At 53.5% G+C, this 20,681-nt stretch carries 18 protein-coding genes; 4 read left to right on the top strand and 14 right to left on the bottom strand.

Features of this window, described 5'->3' with window-relative positions; translation table 11 throughout:
• Positions 1-46: 46 nt before the first annotated feature.
• The 8 genes from nagE to CJP46_RS02075 form a co-directional block, all read right to left on the bottom strand.
• Positions 47-1,513 (bottom strand): N-acetylglucosamine-specific PTS transporter subunit IIBC, encoded by a 1,467-nt coding sequence (gene nagE / locus CJP46_RS02110; protein WP_094593941.1) that lies wholly within the window; start codon positions 1,511-1,513, stop codon positions 47-49.
• Between the two features lie 32 nt (positions 1,514-1,545).
• The gene (locus CJP46_RS02105) at positions 1,546-2,040 is read right to left on the bottom strand and encodes a PTS sugar transporter subunit IIA (protein ID WP_094593940.1); all 495 of its coding nucleotides are present in this window, start codon (positions 2,038-2,040) and stop codon (positions 1,546-1,548) included.
• A 409-nt stretch (positions 2,041-2,449) separates the two neighbouring features.
• Positions 2,450-3,625, bottom strand: a complete 1,176-nt coding sequence (locus tag CJP46_RS02100) for a GerAB/ArcD/ProY family transporter (RefSeq protein ID WP_094593939.1) — start codon at positions 3,623-3,625, stop codon at positions 2,450-2,452.
• The gene (locus CJP46_RS02095) at positions 3,618-3,872 is read right to left on the bottom strand and encodes a hypothetical protein (RefSeq protein ID WP_094593938.1); all 255 of its coding nucleotides are present in this window, start codon (positions 3,870-3,872) and stop codon (positions 3,618-3,620) included. Before CJP46_RS02095 ends, CJP46_RS02100 begins: the two co-directional genes overlap by 8 nt.
• A gap of 10 nt (positions 3,873-3,882) precedes the next feature.
• Positions 3,883-5,100, bottom strand: coding sequence for a Ger(x)C family spore germination protein (locus tag CJP46_RS02090; RefSeq protein WP_094593937.1), 1,218 nt, complete (start codon positions 5,098-5,100; stop codon positions 3,883-3,885).
• Between the two features lie 63 nt (positions 5,101-5,163).
• Positions 5,164-6,960 carry a spore germination protein gene (locus tag CJP46_RS02085; RefSeq protein ID WP_256992152.1) on the bottom strand — a complete coding sequence of 599 codons (1,797 nt, stop codon included), beginning with the start codon at positions 6,958-6,960 and terminating at the stop codon, positions 5,164-5,166.
• Positions 6,961-7,097: 137 nt separating this feature from the next.
• Positions 7,098-7,775, bottom strand: a complete 678-nt coding sequence (locus CJP46_RS02080; RefSeq protein ID WP_094593936.1) for a response regulator — start codon at positions 7,773-7,775, stop codon at positions 7,098-7,100.
• On the bottom strand, positions 7,772-8,608 hold the full coding sequence (locus CJP46_RS02075; RefSeq protein ID WP_094595028.1) for a sensor histidine kinase: 837 nt from the start codon (positions 8,606-8,608) through the stop codon (positions 7,772-7,774). Before CJP46_RS02075 ends, CJP46_RS02080 begins: the two co-directional genes overlap by 4 nt.
• Positions 8,609-8,773: 165 nt before the next feature.
• On the opposite strand from CJP46_RS02075, the gene CJP46_RS02070 reads away from it, so the two are divergent.
• Complete coding sequence (locus CJP46_RS02070) at positions 8,774-9,511, top strand: polysaccharide deacetylase family protein (RefSeq protein WP_094593935.1); 738 nt, start codon at positions 8,774-8,776, stop codon at positions 9,509-9,511.
• A 30-nt stretch (positions 9,512-9,541) separates the two neighbouring features.
• Here the strand turns inward: CJP46_RS02070 and CJP46_RS02065 are convergent, their stop codons facing one another.
• Positions 9,542-10,186 carry an HD domain-containing protein gene (locus CJP46_RS02065; RefSeq protein ID WP_094593934.1) on the bottom strand — a complete coding sequence of 215 codons (645 nt, stop codon included), beginning with the start codon at positions 10,184-10,186 and terminating at the stop codon, positions 9,542-9,544.
• Positions 10,187-10,293: 107 nt separating this feature from the next.
• Here CJP46_RS02065 and CJP46_RS02060 point away from each other — a divergent pair, with 107 nt between their 5' ends.
• The 3 genes from CJP46_RS02060 (at position 10,294) to CJP46_RS02050 (ending at position 13,452) form a co-directional block, all read left to right on the top strand.
• Positions 10,294-10,554, top strand: a complete 261-nt coding sequence (locus CJP46_RS02060) for a YolD-like family protein (protein ID WP_094593933.1) — start codon at positions 10,294-10,296, stop codon at positions 10,552-10,554.
• Positions 10,555-10,687: 133 nt separating this feature from the next.
• Positions 10,688-11,215 (top strand): YfiT family bacillithiol transferase, encoded by a 528-nt coding sequence (locus CJP46_RS02055; RefSeq protein ID WP_256992151.1) that lies wholly within the window; start codon positions 10,688-10,690, stop codon positions 11,213-11,215.
• A gap of 83 nt (positions 11,216-11,298) precedes the next feature.
• Positions 11,299-13,452, top strand: coding sequence for a YhgE/Pip domain-containing protein (locus tag CJP46_RS02050; protein WP_094593931.1), 2,154 nt, complete (start codon positions 11,299-11,301; stop codon positions 13,450-13,452).
• 78 nt (positions 13,453-13,530) lie between these two features.
• On the opposite strand, the gene CJP46_RS02045 is transcribed toward CJP46_RS02050, so the two are convergent.
• The 5 genes from CJP46_RS02045 to CJP46_RS02025 form a co-directional block, all read right to left on the bottom strand.
• Positions 13,531-14,637, bottom strand: coding sequence for a Gfo/Idh/MocA family protein (locus tag CJP46_RS02045; RefSeq protein WP_094593930.1), 1,107 nt, complete (start codon positions 14,635-14,637; stop codon positions 13,531-13,533).
• Positions 14,638-14,651: 14 nt separating this feature from the next.
• On the bottom strand, positions 14,652-15,374 hold the full coding sequence (locus CJP46_RS02040; RefSeq protein ID WP_094593929.1) for a ThuA domain-containing protein: 723 nt from the start codon (positions 15,372-15,374) through the stop codon (positions 14,652-14,654).
• A gap of 67 nt (positions 15,375-15,441) precedes the next feature.
• The gene (locus CJP46_RS02035; RefSeq protein WP_094595027.1) at positions 15,442-16,605 is read right to left on the bottom strand and encodes a Gfo/Idh/MocA family protein; all 1,164 of its coding nucleotides are present in this window, start codon (positions 16,603-16,605) and stop codon (positions 15,442-15,444) included.
• Between the two features lie 49 nt (positions 16,606-16,654).
• On the bottom strand, positions 16,655-17,689 hold the full coding sequence (locus CJP46_RS02030; RefSeq protein WP_094593928.1) for a LacI family DNA-binding transcriptional regulator: 1,035 nt from the start codon (positions 17,687-17,689) through the stop codon (positions 16,655-16,657).
• Positions 17,690-17,857: 168 nt separating this feature from the next.
• On the bottom strand, positions 17,858-20,632 hold the full coding sequence (locus CJP46_RS02025; RefSeq protein ID WP_094595026.1) for a CHASE3 domain-containing protein: 2,775 nt from the start codon (positions 20,630-20,632) through the stop codon (positions 17,858-17,860).
• Between the last annotated feature and the right edge of the window lie 49 nt (positions 20,633-20,681).

Below are 20,681 nucleotides of genomic sequence, written 5' to 3'. Positions count from 1 at the left end.
GCATAAAAAGAGGCTTCCCTTCACGGAAAGCCTCTTTTTGTTCCAATTACATCAGCTTCTTGATTTCATCCTTCAGCACCTCGGACTGCGGCCCGAACACCACTTGGACGGCGCCTTTGCCGAGCCGCATGACACCGGAAGCGCCGAGCTGCTTCAGTCCTTGATCGTTGACGACCGACTCGTCTTTGACGACAAGACGGAGACGGGTAATGCATGCGTCGATACTATCGATGTTATCCGTGCCCCCGATATTCGCGAGCACTCTGGCCGCCTTGCTGTCCGATGCCGCAACTCCTGCACCGGCCGCGTCGCCTTCTACAGCTTCGTCCGCCACCTGCACATCATCCTCCCGCCCCGGCGTTTTCAGGTTGAGCTTCACGATCAGCACACGGAACAGCACGTAGTACACGACCGCGAATATCAGACCTACCGGAATAAGCAGCAGCGGCTTGGTGGACAGCGGATAATTCAGCGCATAGTCGATAAATCCGGCCGAGAATCCAAAGCCGAGCTTCACGCCCAGCGCATACATCACGTAACCTGCCACCCCTGCCAGCACTGCATGTATACCATATAGTACAGGAGCCACGAACATGAATGCAAATTCAAGCGGTTCCGTGATTCCTGTCAGGAAAGAAGCAACTGCAGCGCCGATAAAGATGGAAGCCACCGCCTTACGCTTTTCCTTCTTGGCCGTATGGATAATGGCGAGTGCCGCTGCCGGCAGGCCGAACATCATGATGGGGAAGAAGCCGGTCATGAACATCCCCGCGGATTTATCTCCGGCAAAGAACCGGTACAGGTCGCCGTGAACGACCTTTCCTGCCGCATCGGTATAATCCCCGATTTGGAACCAGACGATCGAGTTGATAATATGGTGCAGACCGAACGGAACGAGCAGGCGGTTTGCGATCAAGTATACCGCGCTTCCGATTCCGCCGAGGCTGACGATCCAGCGGCCGAACGTATCCAGCACTTCCTGCACGGGTCCCCAGATCAGGCCCAGGACGATACCGACGAATACCATCGTAACGGACGTGATAATCGGAACAAAACGTTTGCCGCCGAAAAATCCGAGCCAGTCCGGCAGCTTGATTTTATGAAAACGGTTGTATAAAAAGGCGGAAATCAGGCCTACGATAATGCCTCCGAGAACCCCTGTGTTAAGCTCCGCGCCTTTATCCATAAGGGTCGTGAACGCAAGCGGAACTTTGACCAGCACCTTTAAGAGAATAATGTGGCCGATGACGGCAGAGAGCGCGGCGACGGCGTCACCCGTCAGACCGATCGCCACCCCGACGGCAAAGATGAGCGGCAGGTTATCGAAAATCGTCGATCCGCCGGCATCCAGAAACGGTGCAATATAGTGGTTCAGGAACCATCCCACCTGGTTGCCCAGGTGGAAGTCCTTTATATAGTCGATGTTGCCAAAACGCATCAGGATTGCGGCCGCCGGCAGCGTCGCCACCGGAAGCATCAGCGACTTGCCGATTTTTTGCAGAAATGCTAGCATGATCTGTCATCCCTTTCTTGTCGAAAGTAGCTTTAGGATTTAAGCGTAACGCTCAGGATTTCGGTCTGTCCGGCGGTTACGGCCCCCAGCTTCGCTTCCATCTGCTCCACTTTGTCTTCGCTGTTGGTAATAATGATGGGCGTTACGGTAGGCAGACCTGCTGCGCGGATCGTCTCCAGATCGAATTCGATCAGCGTTTGCCCTGCCTTCACCTTGTCTCCCGTGTTGACATGGCTTGTAAATCCGCTGCCTTTCAGTCCTACCGTGTTGATGCCGATATGATACAGAAACTGCAGGCCGTTCTCATGCTCCACAATGACCGCATGCTTGGACTTGATCACATGGGCCACGATGCCGTCAAACGGAGCGATCAGCTTGCCTTCCGCAGGCTCAATGGCCAGCCCTTTACCCATATGTCCGCCCGCAAAGGCTTCATCCGGCACCTGATCAAGCGATACAGCTGTCCCTGTAAGCGGGGAAGTAATGTCTAACGTTTGCTGTTTTTTGGATTTCCATTTTGAAAACATAAATATTCCTCCTTGAACGAAATCTGCGTGAATCTCCGATCGGTTGTGATCATCCGGGCTATGAAAAAAGGGATCTTTTCCATTATGTCCAGTAACGGATGAACTATGTGGGAACCAGTTATATGCTTGCGCTTGGAAGCTCCCCGGGATCGCAATCTTTGAAACGGAAGCGATTTCAAAACGTCGGGAGCTCTCTTCCATTGCCACGCTCCTCCCAAAAAGACCAACAAAAAAAGCCAAGAATAGACTCCGCGCAGGAATCAATTCTTGGCTCATGCCCATTGTTATGGTAACACGCCAATTTCATATATTCGTTTATGTGCCTATATTAAAACAGGATGCATCGATCCGTCAATAGCCAATCTATTCAATTTACAATCATGATCAGGTAGGCTCTTGCCCCAAAATATTACTCCGGCTGTGGCTGTGATTGTGATTGTGATTGTGATTGTGATTGTGATTGTGGCTGTGGCTGCGCCTCCGAACTTTCCTCCTGACCGCTGCCGGGCTGTCCACGGAGATTTCCAACGATCAGCAGCAGCGTCGGTATAATGAATCCAGGGATCACCGCCATCATCGGGTAAACGATTCCGGACCACTCCAGTTCCGCCGTATTGCGAAGAACCCAAATGGACATCGGCAGCATCAGAAAGAAAAAGGGGATCACTAAGTTCTTATAATTAATCACGTCAAAGCACTGCACGGTTGCAATCACGGTACCATAGAAGCAAATCAGGAGCTTAGTGAACGATGTAATCAGCCAAATAATGCCCACAATGACTTCCGCCCTTTCCATCACCCGCTCAATTCGGATCTCGCGTGCCACGTCATAAACGGCATAAGGAGATCGGGCCGTCATGTCCACGCCAAGCACCATGATCGTGATCAAGCTGAGCAGTGTACCGGAAACCATGGTACACACACTGGTGATATAAAAATATTTTTTGATTTTTTGCTGGTTTTGTACAAACGGGATCAGCATGAGACAGATAGCAATTTCCAGCGAAGGAAATCCTAGCAGTGGATAACTCGCTTTGATCGCAGGCATCACGCCTTCGGGAAACATCGGAAACAGCTCGCCCGCATGCATTTTGGGGATCAAAGTCAGGGATGTGATCACAAATACGGTCATCGCTATTGGAAACAAAATTTCCCCTGTCCTTCCGATGACTTCGATCCCCAAATAGCAGCCGTAAATGACAGGAATTAAAATAACCACCATGTTGACCACAAGCGGTGTTTGAGGAAGTACGACCGAGCCGATAAAATTGCCGATGTTCCGTGTCACATAGGCGGTCAAGATCAAAAAATAGAACATGTAAACGACGGCAATGGCTGAACCGAACCATTTTCCAGTCAGCAAGCGGCCGTACTCGATAATCGTTTGTTTCGGATACCGGAAGCCGAGTTTCAGATAGAGTGTAATGAGACCAAGCTGGATGATCCCGACGATGATGACGCTGAACCAGGCGTCTTGTCCGGCAATGGACACAAGCGTATGTGGCTGAACAAGCGCGGCCGTGCCGATAATATACAAATACATCAGCAAGGCAAACTGCTGAGCCGAAATTTTACCCTTATCCATGGATCACCTTGCCCTCCGTCACCCATTGCATGACCGGCTTGGCGAGAGGTCCGAAAACATGGCTCATCACGATCACGAAAGACGGCAAGGGGATATCCATGATCAGCATCATATATAGAAACCCTCCGAACAGCAAGATCGTCGTCGAACTCCACAGATCCTTTTTGGACGCTTGACGGCCGAGAACGATAAAATTCAAAATCACAGCCACAAAGGCCGCGCCAGTAATGATATAATCGGGAACCACGAGAAACACCTCACTTCATATTTTGCAGATAGGATTGATTGCGAACTCCCGTCGAATAGATCTCCACATCAGCACTTACGACCGTCCGAATTTCAGGGAATAACGTGTCCCATTCTTTCTTATGTACCTTCCAATATGACGGGCTGGCCTTATATACCAGATTCCCGTATCCGAGCACATCGCTGTCCAGCTCATGCTGAAGGGTCGAAATGGTACCGTTCACCATCTTGATGACCTGCTGTTCGGCTTCTTTTTCCAGCCAGCTGATCGTTTCCTTTTTATCTACCCTGACTTTGCGGCTGTCAACGTCAAATACGTTCGCCTTCTGCTTGATCCGAATGACGACTTCCGGCTTTCCACGGCTGAAACGGGCTTTCACCGAAGCCTTGCTGTGAAGAATCGCGACATGTACCTTTCCATCCTCAACGGGAACCGGTACGACAAGCCGCTGCACTTTATTTTTGATAATGGCTAGCCCCTTTGAATCGCTTTGTTTGAGATAACCCACTAGTTTTCCATTTTTGAACACGGCCATATTTCCGATTCGCAAATAGCCGTCGGGCGAAATCTTCTCTATATTCCCCTTTGTTCCCGCCTTTTCCGGATCACCGACGAACTCAACGCTCCCGGTCACGGCCATTTCCTTGGGATCGTTCACTTTGAGAATAAACTCTTTAATGCTTACGGGATAAGCAGCGCTGGCCCGCTTATTGTAGCTTTCTATCGTTTTGTACATCTGCTTGACCGGCAATCTCTCCATGTTGGTCAAAGTATCCAATATTTCCGCCGCTGTCCCGTGTTTGGCGACGAGCATTGCAAAATCGATCCGGATTTCCGGGTCCCGGTCGATCAAGTCAAATAAGTCCGCAGCCCCTTTCTTAGCCAAATCCTCACCGATGATCATCAACTGGGCGTGGGAAAAATAAAAGCGGCGCGGCGCGACATTGTCCATATTCTGTAATGCGTCCAACAAAGTCTTCCCCCTTCCGGTATATTTCGTCACCGGGATTCCGCTGGTGCCGCCGCCGCCGCCCGGACTGCTCTCCGAAGCCTGGCTTGGTACCACAACCTGCAGAGTCACGAGAATGTTTTCCGGATTGTCCGGATCCTCGTCCAGCCCAATGCCTAAAACGATGGAGAGCTGATCCAAAAACTTGATGTCCCAGCAGCCTGACAGGGGCAGCAAGAGCATCAGACATAAAGTGATATGGCAAATCCGTTGGAACATATCATCGCTCTCCCTTCATGGCTGACTTCGCACGCCCGCTCTGACATTTCAAATGATATCCGGTCACACCTCTCCCGGATCCTGTGTTTTATGCGGCTCATTCTCATCCCGGCCAGCTTGCTGATTGCCCATCGCGCCTTCCCGGAAACGGACCGGATCGTTCTTGTTGATCAGCTTCGGCCGTTTCTTCATATGATCCCGAGGCGTCCGGATCATTGAATCCTTCAAATCAGATAGAATAATCGGCGCATACGGAGCCATATAAGGCACGTTTAGAGACTTCAGGCTGCACAAATGCAGTACCATCATAAGCAGCGTGCAGGCAATCCCATAAATGCCGAATAGCGATGCCGAGATCAGCATGATAAAACGGAGCATCCGTGCGGCAATTCCGATGTTATAGGCCGGGGACACGAAACTCGCAATAGCTGTCAGCGATACGACGATGACGACGACCGGGGATACAATCCCTGCTTCGACCGCAGCCTGCCCCAGAACAAGGCCTCCCACTATCGATATGGTGTTCCCGACCGACCGGGGCATCCGCACGCCGGCTTCCCGCAGTATTTCAAATACCGTCTCCATAATAAAGGCCTCGACAAACGCCGGAAAAGGAACACCCTCCCGCTGCACCGCCAGCTTCAGCAGCCAGGAAGTCGGAATCATTTCCTGGTGAAATCCGATGATGGCCACGTAAAAAGAAGGAAGCAGCAGGCCGATAATGAACGAGGAGAAGCGAAGAACCCGGATCAAACTCCCCACGTCAAACCGGCTGTAATAGTCTTCCGACGCCTGGAAGAACATGTTGAAGGTGGTCGGAAGCAGAAGCACGAACGGAGTGCCGTCCACCAGGATGGCAATGCGGCCTTCCAGCAGGCTCGCGGCGATCACGTCGGGACGTTCGCTGTGATATATCGTGGGAAATATCGTCTTGTTCGTATTTTCGATAAGCTCCTCGATATACCCCGACTCCAAGACGCCGTCGATGTCGATGACCGAGAGACGTTTCCGGACTTCTTCCACATTTTTATCGTCCACAATGCCGTGAATGTACATGATGCCGACGTCGGTCTGCGTCACCCTGCCCAGCTGCATTTCCTCCAACCACAGATTCGGACTCTTGATTTTCCTTCTAAGCAGCGCCGTGTTGGTGCGAATCGATTCCGTAAAGCCTTCCCGCGGACCGCGGATGACCGTCTGGGACTCCGGCTCGCTGACGCTCCGCCGTTCTCCTCCTTTGGTGCTGGCGATAATCGCCGTGCCAATCCGGTCAATAAAAAGCAGCGTATCCCCGGACAGCAGATGCAGATACAGCTTGCTCCACTCGGAGATCTCGAGAATCTCGCCGGCGGCCAGCGTCTTTTCCTTGAACAGACGCAAAAATTTCTCGTCCACTTCAAACCTGGTGCCCCTGTGATCTTCATCCAGACCTTGGCTGAACTTGTCCACGCTCTGGCCTAAGACGTCGCCTTCGAATCCTCCTTCCTCCGCCTCCTGATTCAGTTCCCAGGCCTCTTCAAGCTCCGCTTCCGAAGCGAACTGCTTGATCTCGTTCAAGACGGATTGGATCGTAAACTCTGAAACCGAAGTCGTATCTACCAGCCCTTCGATATAAACGAAAGCCACTTTTCTGCCGAAGTTCCGGGCAACAATCTCACGGATCACCAGATCGCGGCTGCCTCCCATGTCCTTTTTCAAGCGGTCCAGATTGCTTCCCAGGTCACGGAACAGCCTGTCCGAATGCTGATCTCCCGCTTCCAGATCACCTTGGATTTGCTGATGTTGAGAGTCTTTCTTTTCTCCCCGGTTCGAAGGGCTTTGTCTCGACGAAGCATTGCGGGAATTCTTTTTGCCAACCATCCGGGTCTCCACCTTGTCCATTAATGATGTTTATACTTTCCAAGTCAGGATAATTTCATCCAAATCGGTCCCAGGGCGGACAACAAAAAAACGCAGAGTTTGCACTCTGCGCTGCCGGTTCGCCGAAAAAGCGAGAACTACTCTTTTTTCAACTTTTGGAACAAACCCTGCCTGCGGCTCACCAGGCCTTTCTCCAGGGCATAACGTGTCAGTTGAACCCGGTTTTCCAAATGAAGCTTCTGCAAAATGTTTTTCAAATGATTTTTGACCGTCTGGTCGGAAATCTTGAGCTCGGCGGCGATTTCCTTGTTCGTCAGCCCCGAAGCCACCCAATTCAAAATTTCGCGCTCCCGCGCGGTTAGCGTCTCATGATGCTCCGGACTCTTTGCTGCCAGCGGAAACTCCCTTAAAATTTGCGTGGCGAGCTCCCGGCTGAGCGGAGCTTCATCGCTCATAATCCCCCGCAAATATTCGAGCCACGTCGACGGGGATAAATTTTTGAGCAAATAGCCCTGCGCCCCCTGCTTTAACGCCTCGAACAAATGCGTCACATCGTCCGACACCGTGATCATGACGATTTTGACGTAAGGGAACTGCAGCTTGATCTGCCTTGTCGCCTCCAATCCTCCAATGCCCTGCATTTGGATGTCCATCAGAATCAGGTCAGGCATCAACACCTCGGTCATGCTCACGGCTTCCTCGCCGCTGTGGGCCATCCCGACCACTTCAAACGCCGGGTCAGCCGACAGGATCTCCGCCACCGCTTCGCGCGCATGGCCGGAGTCATCGGCAACCAGCACTCTGAACGTATTCAATGGTTTTGGACCTCCTTTCTAATTTCCACGCGGCTGCCCCGCTGCATCGGCAGAATCAGCATTTTCCAACCGAGCTCCTCGGCGCGTTCCTTCATGATCCTAAGGCCGTATCGATCCTTCAAATGAAAAGGATCCGTATGAATCCCCCGCCCGTTGTCGTCGACGAATACCGTCCACCCCCGACCATCCAGCGTGCCTTTGATCGACACTTTGGTAGCGTGGGCATGCTTATGAATGTTAAGCAGCGCTTCCCGGATGCAGGCCAGGAGCTCCACTTTTTCCTTGGCGCTCAAAGCCGCATCCGGAATGGACCATTCGATCCAGGGCTGGATCAGCGTCTCCTTCGCCGTATGTTCGATCCTTGAACGCATGGAAGCCTGGTATTCCCGCTCCTCCGGCGATTCGGGATAGCGGAGGCCCGCGATCGCCTGCCGCACGTACCGGTTCACCTCGTGAACCGATTTGCGCAGCTCCTGAAAGTCCGCCGACTCCCGGGCTCCCCGGCCGCGCGACTCCGCCCGGTCCATTTTGACCGACAACAGAAACAGAGACTGCGCGATGCCGTCGTGCAGTTCCCTGGCAAGCAGATCCCGTTCTTCCAGGGCCGCTTTCTCCGCCCGCTCCCTGTTCAGCTCCTCCTGGACCTGTTCCAGTCTCCGGAACAGCATATTCAGCAGGGTCATGCTAATAAAGAAGAGAAACACCGGCGTGAGAAAATTGCCCACTTTCATCGATATATAAGGCATCAGAAACGCATGCCTCGCATATTCCCAAATCCCTACGGCCAATGTAGGAATAATCAATATCATCCACTTGATTTGTTTATAGGACATGCCTTGATCCGCACCTTCCCCGGGCATTCCCGGCATATTCAGACTTGTCTCTATTGTAACACGGCCCGCCCGGCGTATGTTAGAACGGTTCGTGTCGCATACTACGAAGCGAACTTGTCTATGTCATGGACGGAACCATCGACAACGAAGAATGGGGAGAACCTTATGCGCACTAGGCTTTATGCAACGATATCCATGCTGCTTTTGACGATTTCGGTGACGGCTGCTCCGGCGGCGGGGGCTTCCCCCGTAAACCAAGGAAGAGAGTACTATGAACAGCGGGGAGACGTGATCTGGGAGATTCCAAACCGGGAAAAAATTATTGCCCTGACCTTTGATGACGGGCCGGATGCGGAGGATACGCCGCAGATTCTCGACCTGCTGAAGCAGTATCACGCGAAGGCAACGTTTTTTGTCGTCGGAAAACAGATTCAGAAGCATCCGGAGCTGGCAAAGCGGCAGGTGGCCGAAGGCCATGAGCTTGCCAATCACACCTTTGACCATATGTATTTTAACCGCCGGAGCTCACCGGAGGTCATCGTGCGGGAGCTGCGCGAGACCCAGGAGGCCATCTATCAGGTTACCGGTAAAAAAACCTATCTGTTCCGCCCTCCCGGCGGTTATTATAACGACCGCATGATTCAAATTTGCAAAAAGGAAGGCTATCTCGTCGTCATGTGGTCCTGGCATCAGGACACCTGGGATTGGAACCGGCCGGGGGTCGCCAAAATCGTGAACAAGGTGCTGAACAACGCCCGCAACGGCGATATCGTGCTGATGCACGACCATGTGGAGGGCAAGTCCCAAACGGTCGACGCGTTAAAACAAATCCTGCCCGAGCTGCAGAAGCGCGGATATCGCTTCGTGACCATATCGGAGCTGGTGGAGTACAACATTCCTTGAGGGGGCGCTCACATGCGCCTTTTTTGGCTGCTACTCCCCGGGCCACTCGTGTTTGAACTGCGCAAGAAACTGCTCCATAAATGCATGGCGGGAAGCAGCCTCTCGCCTAGCCGCCGGCGTATTCATCAAATCCTTGAGCTTCAGCAGCTTCTCGTAAAAATGGTTGATTGTCGTCCCCTGCCGGCTGCGATACTCCTCCTGGGTCATGATGGTCCGGGGCGGCTCGGCAGGATCATACATAAGCCTTCCGCGTGACCCGCCGAAGGCAAACGTGCGGGCGATACCGATCGCCCCGATGGCGTCCAGACGGTCCGCGTCCTGCACGACCCGCCCCTCCAGGGTTGACATGGGCTTTCCGCCTCCGCCGCCGTAGGACATCATCCTAATGATTTCCAGCACATGATCCACGAGCGGCGCATCCGCTCCGTGGTTCGCAAGCCAGGCGGAAATAGCCGCAATGCCCTCCTCTTTCGAAGGCACGATTTTCTCGTCGGCCAGGTCATGAAAAAGGGCCGCCAGCTCGCAGACGAGCGGGTCGGCCTCTTCCTGATCCGCCAGCCTTTTCGCCCACTCCGCCACCCGGTAAATATGCCACCAGTCGTGGCCGGACGGCTCTGACTTCAATCGGTCCTTAACATACTCCCTTGCTTCCTGAATGATCCACTCGGCATCCATATGCTTACCTCCCAAACATCTTTGCTTATCTTCCGATCAATAGTTGTAACCGAACATATATTCGCCTATAATACGATGTATAGCTCCTTAATAAGTGAGGTGAAATCATGTTCAACCGAACTTGCGAACCATCGGCGATGATCAATTCTACCATGAATGAGGCTGCTTGGACACAGACCAGTCATGTGCTGGAGGAATCCCTCCGCCGTCACTTGAAAGTAACCCTGCACCTTGCCGGTGCCGAGCCGGAACAAGAAATCCGGGGCTTCGTCACCGTGATTAACACCTATCTGGAAGAGATCAAATTCAGGGCTGAGGATGAATGGCTGTGGATCAAATTCAGCAGCATCGCTTCCGCGCATACATAAGGCCGGCCTGGAGGAACGTAAGAATCCTTCAGCGAACATTATACCAGGGGAGTCGCCTTCCATCCTTGCCATCCTTGCTTGAATGGAATGGTTTCCCTTATACATATTACTGATCCAACAGGAGGATAAATCTGTGACCGATCCATTGAAATACCCCATTGGACCCTGCGAAACGAAGAAAGAACTGAACGAAGGTGAGCGGAAGGCGCTGATTGGCGAAATCCGCGACTTGCCTTCCAAGCTCCGACAAGCCGTCAGCGGATTAACCAAGGAGCAGCTGGATACACCTTATCGTCCGGGCGGCTGGACCGTACGCCAAGTCGTGCATCATGTCGGAGACAGCCATATGAACAGCCTGATTCGCCTTAAACTTGCTTTAACCGAGAACAATCCGGTGATAAAACCTTATGAGGAGCAATTATGGGCTGAACTTGCGGATTCCGCGCTGCCTGATCCTGAGATATCCCTGGATCTGCTGGACGCGCTGCACGTCCGTTTCGTGCTTGTGCTCGAGAGTTTGAACGGTGACCAGTGGCTCAGAACCTACCTCCATCCAGCAAGTGGAGAAACCAATTTGAACGAGCATCTGTGCACTTATGCATGGCACGGCAATCACCACCTTGCGCATATCACGTCCCTGAAGGAAAGAATGGGCTGGTAAGGCAGGATTCGCGGTTTCCGGTATGACGCCCTTCCTCAGATGAAATACTAACCAAAACGGTATTATTGAGGCAGGTGTTCTCCATGAGCAAAATTTTTTCCATCTATGGCAGAGATGTGAGAAACATCGTTACGAACTGGGCCGCACTCGTCATCATCGCCGGCCTTGTGATTCTCCCTTCCCTATACGCCTGGTTCAACATCAAGGCATCGTGGGATCCGTACGGCAATACCGGTGATATTGCGATTGCCGTCGCGAATAACGACAAAGGAACGACGATGAAGGGCAAATCGCTGAACCTCGGCAAGGAAGTGATCGCCTCGCTGAAGGACAACCATAAGTTGGGCTGGAGGTTCGTCTCCGAGGCGGATGCCACGAGAGGCGTGCGGCACGGGGATTATTATGCGAGCATCATCATTCCGGAAAATTTTTCAGCCTCGATTGCAACGGTGCTGTCGGGCAATCCGACACACGCCGAAATTCTGTATTACGTGAACGAGAAGATCAATGCCGTGTCACCAAAGATCACTTCTTCCGGAGCCAGCGGCATCATACAGGAAGTCAGCAAAAACTTCGTCAGAACCGCCAACGGCACGATCTTCAAAATTTTCAACGAGCTTGGCATCGAGCTGCAAAATCAGCTGCCGACCATCGAGAAGGTCCGCTCGCTGGTGTTCGAGCTGGAGAAGAATTTTCCGGAGATCAATCAAGCCGTAAACACGGCCGCGCAGGACATCCATACGACCAACGAGCTGGTATCCAAAGCTCAAGGTGCTCTTCCGCTCGTGACCGATCTCGCCAAGAACGGCCAGCAACTGGCGGCGGGGCTGGATGATTTCATGGGGAAGGCGTCCACGGCCGCCAAGGATATCGCGCCGAATGTGAAGCAGGATTTGCTGCTTCTGCAGCAGACTTCCATGGCTACGGAGCAGTTGACCGCACTGCTGAAGGATCCGGATGTCGATCCGCAGACTGCGCTCGATGCGCTGAACCGGATATCCTCCAGGTTAACTACCGGCCTGGAAGTTCAACAAGCGCTAATCGACTGGTTCGACCGGCTGAACCAAACCGCAGGCGGCCGCCTGGACTTCGTCAGCTCCAAGTTGAAGCAGGTCCGGGACAAAATGCAGTCGCAGCTGACGCTGGTCAATCAGATCCACAGCGCGGTGAAGAAAGGCGAGAAGCCGGCAGCGGATCTGGTGAACAAGCTGAACACGCTCTCCGGCGACGTATCCGGTCTATTAGGTGACATCCTCGGACGGTACGACAGCGAAATTCAGCCGGCGATCGCAAGCGGGCTGCAGAAGGCGGCCAAGACCGCCGCCGAAGCAAAGAAGGTCATGGATTCTGCCGTTCAGAGCCTGCCAGACGTCAAGAAGGTGCTGTCCGACGCTTCCAAGGGATTGGCTATCGGCACGCAGGGCGTTTCCGTCATCCAGAAGGAGCTTCCGGGTGTGGAAGCCAAAGTCAAGGAGTTAGCGGACCGGATGCGCAAATTCGAAACGGAAGGCAACCTGCAGGAGGTCATCGACCTGCTGAAAAACAACTTCCAGCAGGAGGGCCAGTTTTTCGCTGAGCCTGTCGTGCTGAAGGAAAACCAGCTGTTTCCGATTCCGAATTACGGATCCGCCATGTCCCCTTTCTTTTCGACGCTGGCGCTCTGGGTCGGAGCGACGCTGCTCGTATCCCTGGTAACGACGGAAGTGCATTCACAGGCAGCCGGGGCGGAATATAACAGCGTTCAGATCTATTTCGGCCGATTCCTGACCTTCCTGACGCTGGCGCTGCTGCAATCCGTCCTCGTTACGGCAGGTGACATGTTCATCTTGGGAACCTATGTCGTCGACAAAGGCTGGTTCATCGTGTTCGGACTGGTCAACAGTGCCGTCTTTATGCTGATCGTCTACACGCTCGTTTCCGTGTTCGGCAATATCGGCAAAGCGCTCGCCATCGTCCTGCTGGTACTGCAGCTGGCCGGGTCGGGCGGGACCTTTCCGATCCAGACGACGCCGCCTTTCTTCCGGGCGATCCATCCGTTCCTGCCGTTCACCTACGGCATCAGCATGATGCGCGAAGCGGTTGGCGGGATGCTATGGGATGTCGTCCGCAGCGATCTGCTCATCATGTGCGTGTATGTCGTGATCACGCTCCTGATCGGTCTTGCGCTGAAAGGGATCATCAACCAGCTTGCCGCCGGCCTCGTCAAGAAGGCGAAGGAAAGCAAACTGATTCATTGATCATGGGAACAGTCCAAAAAGCCTCCCCAGCAGTCCAGGCTGCTGACGGAGGCTTTTTGAAGATTATAGAATTGAACTTTATTGATCCAATGTATAAGGTGCAAGGCCGGTAGGCATCGGCGCAGGAGGCGTGCAGGTGCTCTGCATCTCGTAATGTTTTTTCTCATCCGAAGCGTCGTGGAACGCCCACATGGCTTCCAGCACATGGTACGCCAGTTCGCCGGACGCCCGATGAGGCCGCCCGCTCTGCAGCGCGTACGCCATGTCGGCTGCGGCGATGCCGCGGGTATTTTCGGTGTAGCCAAACAGCAGCGGCTGTTCCCTCCACTCGGATTCGCCGGCGAGCCGGTACTGCACCTTACCGCCGAAGTTGTTCGGATCAGGCACGCGCAGCGTACCTTTTGTGCCGTAAATCTCGATGTTCGGCAGATTGCTGCCGCCGAATACGTCAAAGCTGGTGATGATCGTTCCAATCGCGCCTTCATCGAACTGAATCAATCCGGCGACGTGAGTAGGGATTTCCACCGGAATTTTTTGACCGTATTTTTTGGAGCTGGTGATCGTTCTTTCTTCCAGCGCTTTGCCGGTCATGCCCGTGATCGTCTTGATCGGACCGAGCAGCTGCACGAGTGCGGTCAGGTAGTACGGCCCCATGTCAAACATCGGTCCTCCGCCTGCCTGATAATAAAATTCGGGATCCGGATGCCAGGTCTCATGACCGCCGCCAAGCATAAATGCCGTGGCTGCGACCGGACGGCCGATCAGGCCGTCTTGGATCACTTTGAGGCAGGTCTGAATGCCGGCGCCGTAGAACGTTTCCGGCGCGCAGCCCACACGCAGCCCCTTCTCCTTAGCGAGCTGAAGCACCTTCTGCCCATCTTCGCGCGTGACGGCCAGCGGTTTTTCAACGTAGACATGCTTGCCGGCTTCCAGTGCCTGCAGGCAGACCGACGCGTGCGCAGCCGGGATGGTGAGATTAATGACGATTTGAATTTCGGGATCCGCGAGCAGCTCTTCAGGGGTATAAACTTTGGGGATACCGAATTCCGCGGCTTTTTCTGCGGCACGCTCCTTATCGATATCTGCACATGCTACCAGATCCAGCACTTCGAATTTTTTGCAGTTCTCCATATAAATGCTGCTAATTTTTCCGCAGCCGATAATGCCTACTTTTATCTGCTCCAAGTGTAACCCTCCCCTTAATATTGGCTGTCTCCCATTCCGTTATATGCATTCTCCGGCTGCCAGGTAGAGCCGACTTCTTTGCCTTCGGCGGCCCAAACGAAGCCACGTCTCATCATCTCCTTCACCTGAGGCATGTCGACGATGTCGGCATGATGGCCGAGCGAATTATAGAAGACGCGTCCTCCTCCCCAGTACTTGGTCCAGACGACGGGCATGTCAACCGGTTTGTTGGCCGAATGCGGGCCATGAGCAACCGGGAAGCGGGTCGTGGCGTGAACTTCTACCGCCGGATCCACATGCAGGTAATACTGCTCGCTCGCGACCTCAAAGTCTCCAATGCCGTGCAGCAGGGAACCTTCCTCTCCGTCCGTCACGTTAACCATGTACTCCACACCGTCATTTCCCGGGTGGGCGACCCACTGTCCACCGGTCATGAACTGCCAATCCACCTGCGTCCGGAAGGAGTCGCACATGCCACCGTGGCAGCCGGCGAGGCCCACGCCGCTCTGGACGGCCTCGGACACGTTTGCCACCAGCTCGTTCCGGATTTCTCCCATCGTCCAGCAGGGGACGATCAGGTCAAGCCCAAGGAGCTTTTCCTTATCGGCAAACGCCTCCAGCGTATCGGATACTTCTACTTCAAACTGCTCGGCTTCCAGCACGTTTTTGAAAATCTCAGCTACCTGCTTGGGCTCATGGCCATCCCAGCCGCCCCATACGATCAGTGCTTTTTTCATGCGGCACGCTCCTTGTCTACGGTTGATATGTTCTCTATTCGCAGTTCATTTTCTTCTCCTGATTGGCCTACATTTCCGAAATTTCCACCCAGCGCCGTTCCTCAACGGAACGTTCCACGGCCTCAAGAACAGCCTGGCATTTCACGCCATCATGGAAGCTCGGGGAAGGCTGTCTGTCTTCGTGGATTGCTTCCATCAGCTCCAGCATCTCATGCGTAAACGTATGCTCAAAGCCGATGGTATGTCCTGCCGGCCACCAAGCATGGGAATAAGCATGGGCCTCGTCGGTAGCGAGCACCCGGCGGAAGCCCTGCACATCTTCCTGATCGTCGGTAAAATACACTTCCAGCTCGTTCATCCGCTCAAAATCAAATTTGACGCTGCCTTTGCTGCCGTTGATCTCGAACGAGTTCGTGCTGCGGTGTCCCGCCGCAAACCGGGTCGCCTCAAAGCTTCCGAGCGCGCCTCCGGCGAACCGGGCCATAAACAGGGTCGCATCGTCGACGGTCACTTTTCCCATCGGTCCGCCCAGGCTGCCCTTGGCGCTGAGCCCGGTCATATTTTCCGCGAGTGGTCTCTCCTTGATAAAAGTTTCGCTCATGCCGATGACTTCCTGGATATCCCCGACGAGGTAATGGGCCAAATCGATCAAATGGGCGCCAAGGTCGCCGTGGGAGCCGGAACCTGCGATATCTTTCTGCAGCCGCCACACGAGAGGGAAGGCGGGGTCCAGGATCCAATCCTGCAGAAACCAGGCGCGGAAATGATAGATCTGCCCCAGTCTGCCGCTTTCGATCAGATTTTTCGCCAACCGGACCGCAGGCGAGAAGCGATAGTTAAAGCCTACCATGTGCTTCACTCCCGCCTCTTCCGCAGCCTTCAGCATTTCACGCGAGTCGGCAAGCGTCAGGGCCAGGGGCTTCTCGCAGAAAATATGCTTCCCTGCCTTAGCCGCGGCCAGTGCGATGTCCTTATGCGCATCGCTTGGCGCGTTGATGTCAATCAGATCGATGTCATCACGCGTTACCAAGCTCCGCCAATCCGTCTCTGTATCAGCCCAGCCGTACTGCCTCGCCGCCTGCTGAACAGCTTCGGCATCACGACCGCAAATAGCCGCCATCTTCGGCTGAATCGGCGCCTCCGGGAAAAACATGGGCAGCGCCCGGTACGCATTGCTGTGGGCCTTCCCCATAAATTTGTAGCCTACCATGCCAATTCGCAGCGCTTTCATTTCCATCCGAATTCCTCCATCTCTTTGGTATATTGAACTTCCTGGTTCATCAGGACCGCAGATTCTGGGACGATGCCCGGATTACCAGCTCAGTCGGAAGCATGATCCGAAATGGTTGATCCGGAGCCGATGCTCCCTGCTCCAGCCGCTTCAGCACTTCGGCGGCCGCAATTTCCCCCATCTCGTATAAAGGAACCTTTACGCTGCTCAGCTCAGGCGTCGTTACCTGCGAGGCATCCGAATTATCGTAGCCGAACATGGCCGGAAAGCGCTCCTCAGACAGCCCAAGGTCCCGGAGTCCCTGCATCAAACCGATGGCCATCCGGTCGTTAGCGGCAAAGACGGCATCCACTTGATCGATGACCTTCATCAATTCGGCGGCAGCGGCGATGCCGCTGCTGCGGCTGAAGTTCCCCCCGAAGATCAGGCCATCCTCCAGCACCAAGCCCGCTTCAGCAAGCGCTTTCTCGCAGCCTTGAAGACGATCACGGCTGTTGGAGTAGGTGAGCGGTCCGTTCATAAAGGCGATCCGGCGAAATCCCTGTTCGATCAAATGCCGGACCGCCATATAGCTGCCCTGCACATGGTCCGCGTCTACTTCGCTGAAGAACTCGCCTTCAAAGTGCTGATTGATCAAGCAGAAAGGCAGTCCTTCCTCTGCGAGCCGGCGAAGGGCCCGCAGTTCTTCCGGATCATCCTTTGCCCCCAAGATGATGCATGTATCGATTTTATGCGCATGAAACCAGCGGACATAATCCATGGACTCGTCGGGCGTCTGAAACAGCAGCAGGATGTCATGACCATGCTCTCTCGCTTTGCTTCCGATTCCGCTCAAAATTTCCGAGAAGAAATAGCTCGAAAACATATGCACCTTCGGCACATATGGAAGAACGACACCAATGTTGCCGCTGCGGCTGGTCGCAAAATTACGGGCCAGCGCACTGGGTACGTAATTCAGCTTCTTGGCAGCTTCCATGACGCGTTGTCTCGTTTCTTCTTTCATAGGGCCAACTCCGTTTAACACTCGAGATACCGTCGCTTCCGATACCCCGGCTAGTTCGGCCACTTCTTTGCGGGATGCGATGGCAACTCCCCCTTTACCGATTTATGTACGCGCGTACATTTTCTCACCTAACCAACCTCTTGTCAAGGCAGATTTTTCAAAAAATACGCCGAGTTCGCCTGTTTTATTAAATAAAAAAAAGCGCCCGAACCGGATGCCCGGGTAGGTCGCTTTTCATTTGATCCTATTTCATATTTCAGACTTTGTCAGCCAGACTTTGATTCTGGCGATCACTTCATTGATGTTCAGCGGTTTGCTCAAATAATCGGAAGCGCCTGCCGCCAGGCACTTATCCCGATCCTCTTTCATCGCCTTGGCTGTCAGAGCAATAATCGGCAGGTCGGTCAGTTCCAACGTCTGCCGGATATTCCTCATCGTCTGGTAGCCGTCCATTTCCGGCATCATGATGTCCATCAGAATCATATCGATATCCGGCTCGGCCTGAAGCAAATCCAGACATTCGTAACCGTTCTGTGCCGTGAACACCTGCATGTTATATTTCTCCAGGGCATTAGCCAGCGCATACACATTGCGGATGTCGTCATCCACAACCAGAATTTTCTTCCCTTCGAAAATGGCCGAGTCTTCCAGAAAGATATCCTCTGAAGCCGAAAGATCGGAAACCGTTTCCTCCGCATGAAGCCGATTTCCAGGTGGACGCGTGGCCTGCGATGCAGCGGTACCCAAAGGACCGGAGATGGCTGCTGCTGCCTCGGCCTGCATCAGAATCATCGGAGACTCATCGACATATTCGGTCTGGTATGGCAGGTAGAGCGTGAACGTACTGCCTTTTCCAGGTTCGCTCTCCACCACCAGCTCTCCCCCCAACAGTTTGGCGAATTGGAGTGAGATGGAGAGTCCAAGCCCTGTGCCGCCATATTTCCGCGCCGTTGCCCCATCCGCCTGTTTAAAAGCGTCGAAGATGACCTTCTGCTGCTCCTCGGTAATACCGATGCCGGTATCGCGAACCGCAAAGGCCAATGTCTCATAAGGCATGGAAAACTGCGGGGTCGAGACGGAATCGAGCTTGTATATGCTTAAAGACACCTCACCCCGCTCGGTAAACTTGAACGCATTGGACAACAGGTTCCGCAATATTTGATGGAGTCTCAGCTCGTCGCTGAAAAATATGTCGCCTACGTTCGGCGCGATCTCCACTCTGAAGTCGAGCGACTTCGCCTCGGCCGTTTTGGCAAAATAGCGGTACATGATCTCCGGCAGCTCATTCGCATTGACAGAGCTGATATCCAGCTGGATCTGTCCCGATTCCACCTTGGATAAATCCAAAATATCGTTGATCAGCCGCAAAAGGTCCGTACCGGAGGAATGGATGACGGAGGCGTAATTGACCTCTTCCTCCTGCAGCGTACCGTTTTTGTTCTCCGACAAAATTTGGGACAGAATGAGCATGCTGTTCAGCGGAGTGCGTAATTCATGCGACATGTTGGCCAAAAACTCGGATTTATAATTGGAACTGAGCTCCGCCTGTTCCGCATATTTTTCCATTTCGGCCGCCGTTTCCTCCGCCTGTTCCTTCTGGTATTCCAGTTTATCATTCAGGCTCTGGAGTTCATCGGTTTGCATCTGCAGCTCCTCGGATTGAACCTGCAGCTCTTCCGTCTGCACCTGCAGCTCCTCAGACTGGGCCTGGAGCTCTTCGTTCATGGTCTGAGCTTCCATGTACAAACGCTGGATTTCCATGCGGTTAATTACGCTGTGCATCGTAACGCCTACCGTATCCAAAAGCTGCTGCAGCATATCCGATTGATGCTTGCTGAACGCCTCAAGCGCGGCAATTTCAATCACGGCCAGCGTCCGTCTTTCAAATACGACCGGGGCGACAACGATATACGCCGGAACGGCGCTCCCCAATCCCGAAGAAATATGTATGTAGTTGTTCGGTACCCGGTTCAGCATGATCATCCTCTGATCGACGGCACACTGCCCGACGAGACCCTGCCCCCAGGCGATCACCGATTTGCCTGCCTGATCTTCATGTTCTCCCGCATAGGAAGCGATTCGGGCAAGCTCCTCTTCTTTGGCTTCATACAGGACGATGTAAGGCACTTCAAAAATGGAAGCCAGCCGGTTGACAAACACGCGGCTTAGACTGGCCAAGTTCACTTCGTTCTGCAGCAAAGTAGCGGTAGCAGCAATCTGTTCCTTCATTTCATTCTGCTGCTGGACCTCCTGAAGCAGGTCATTGGTGGCACTGCCAAGCTCTGCGATCTCATCCCTAGTTCGGGTGTGAATGCGCTTGTTTAAATTGCCGCCTGACGCGATGTCACGGATCGTGCCCGTCACTTCCCTGATCGTCGTAACAATATTTCTGGATATCAGCATGGCCGCCGAAATCGATATGACCGCAAGTACAATCCAAAGAATATAGATGATCGTGATCAGCCTGCGGTTATTGTCCTCAAGCGTCTGCACCCGCTCGTTCGTCAACGCTTTCTCGGTCTCCAAAAACGCCGTGAATTTTTCACGCATCGAGTCCATTTCCGCCTTGCCCGGGTCACTCAGGAAAAATGTCCGAACTTCCGCTTCCTGACCACTTCGCTTCAACTCAATCGACGGCTTGCCCGCGATTTCAACCCATCGGTTGATATTGGCCTTAATGTCCTCCAGATTTTTCTGCTGCTGGGGGTTGTCCGCCAGCAAACGATACAGTTGGTTATACTCGCTTTCCCACTTCGCGCTTGCCGCCGTGTAAGGCTCCAGATAGCTCGAGTCCCCCGTGATCACGTATCCGCGCTGTCCCGTCTCCATGTCCAGCAAGGACTTTTCGATACTGTGGGCAAGGTCATGGACCTCAATGTCATGCTGGCTAATAAAATCGGTTTCATGCTGCAGTGAAGCAACCCGGCTCGAAATCATTCCCAAGAACACCACGACGCACACGAGCACAAAAATATATCCAAGAATAATCTTGGACCGAATGTTGAGCCTCATCTTCCCTAACAAAATCGAAACCTCCATCCACCAGATGTTCTCTTTCTATACTGAAATCTAT

This window comes from Paenibacillus sp. XY044 (assembly GCF_002257645.1).
Lineage (GTDB): Bacteria > Bacillota > Bacilli > Paenibacillales > Paenibacillaceae > Paenibacillus_AQ.
This window is presented reverse-complemented; position numbering and strand designations above follow the sequence as displayed.

Coding starts and splice junctions, on each gene's coding strand:
- nagE (WP_094593941.1), bottom strand. CDS start 1,513: ATGCTAGCATTTCTGCAAAAAATCGGCAAGTCGCTGATGCTTCCGGTG.
- CJP46_RS02105 (WP_094593940.1), bottom strand. CDS start 2,040: ATGTTTTCAAAATGGAAATCCAAAAAACAGCAAACGTTAGACATTACT.
- CJP46_RS02100 (WP_094593939.1), bottom strand. CDS start 3,625: ATGGATAAGGGTAAAATTTCGGCTCAGCAGTTTGCCTTGCTGATGTAT.
- CJP46_RS02090 (WP_094593937.1), bottom strand. CDS start 5,100: ATGTTCCAACGGATTTGCCATATCACTTTATGTCTGATGCTCTTGCTG.
- CJP46_RS02085 (WP_256992152.1), bottom strand. CDS start 6,960: ATGGTTGGCAAAAAGAATTCCCGCAATGCTTCGTCGAGACAAAGCCCT.
- CJP46_RS02075 (WP_094595028.1), bottom strand. CDS start 8,608: ATGTCCTATAAACAAATCAAGTGGATGATATTGATTATTCCTACATTG.
- CJP46_RS02070 (WP_094593935.1), top strand. CDS start 8,774: ATGCGCACTAGGCTTTATGCAACGATATCCATGCTGCTTTTGACGATT.
- CJP46_RS02065 (WP_094593934.1), bottom strand. CDS start 10,186: ATGGATGCCGAGTGGATCATTCAGGAAGCAAGGGAGTATGTTAAGGAC.
- CJP46_RS02060 (WP_094593933.1), top strand. CDS start 10,294: ATGTTCAACCGAACTTGCGAACCATCGGCGATGATCAATTCTACCATG.
- CJP46_RS02050 (WP_094593931.1), top strand. CDS start 11,299: ATGAGCAAAATTTTTTCCATCTATGGCAGAGATGTGAGAAACATCGTT.
- CJP46_RS02040 (WP_094593929.1), bottom strand. CDS start 15,374: ATGAAAAAAGCACTGATCGTATGGGGCGGCTGGGATGGCCATGAGCCC.
- CJP46_RS02035 (WP_094595027.1), bottom strand. CDS start 16,605: ATGAAAGCGCTGCGAATTGGCATGGTAGGCTACAAATTTATGGGGAAG.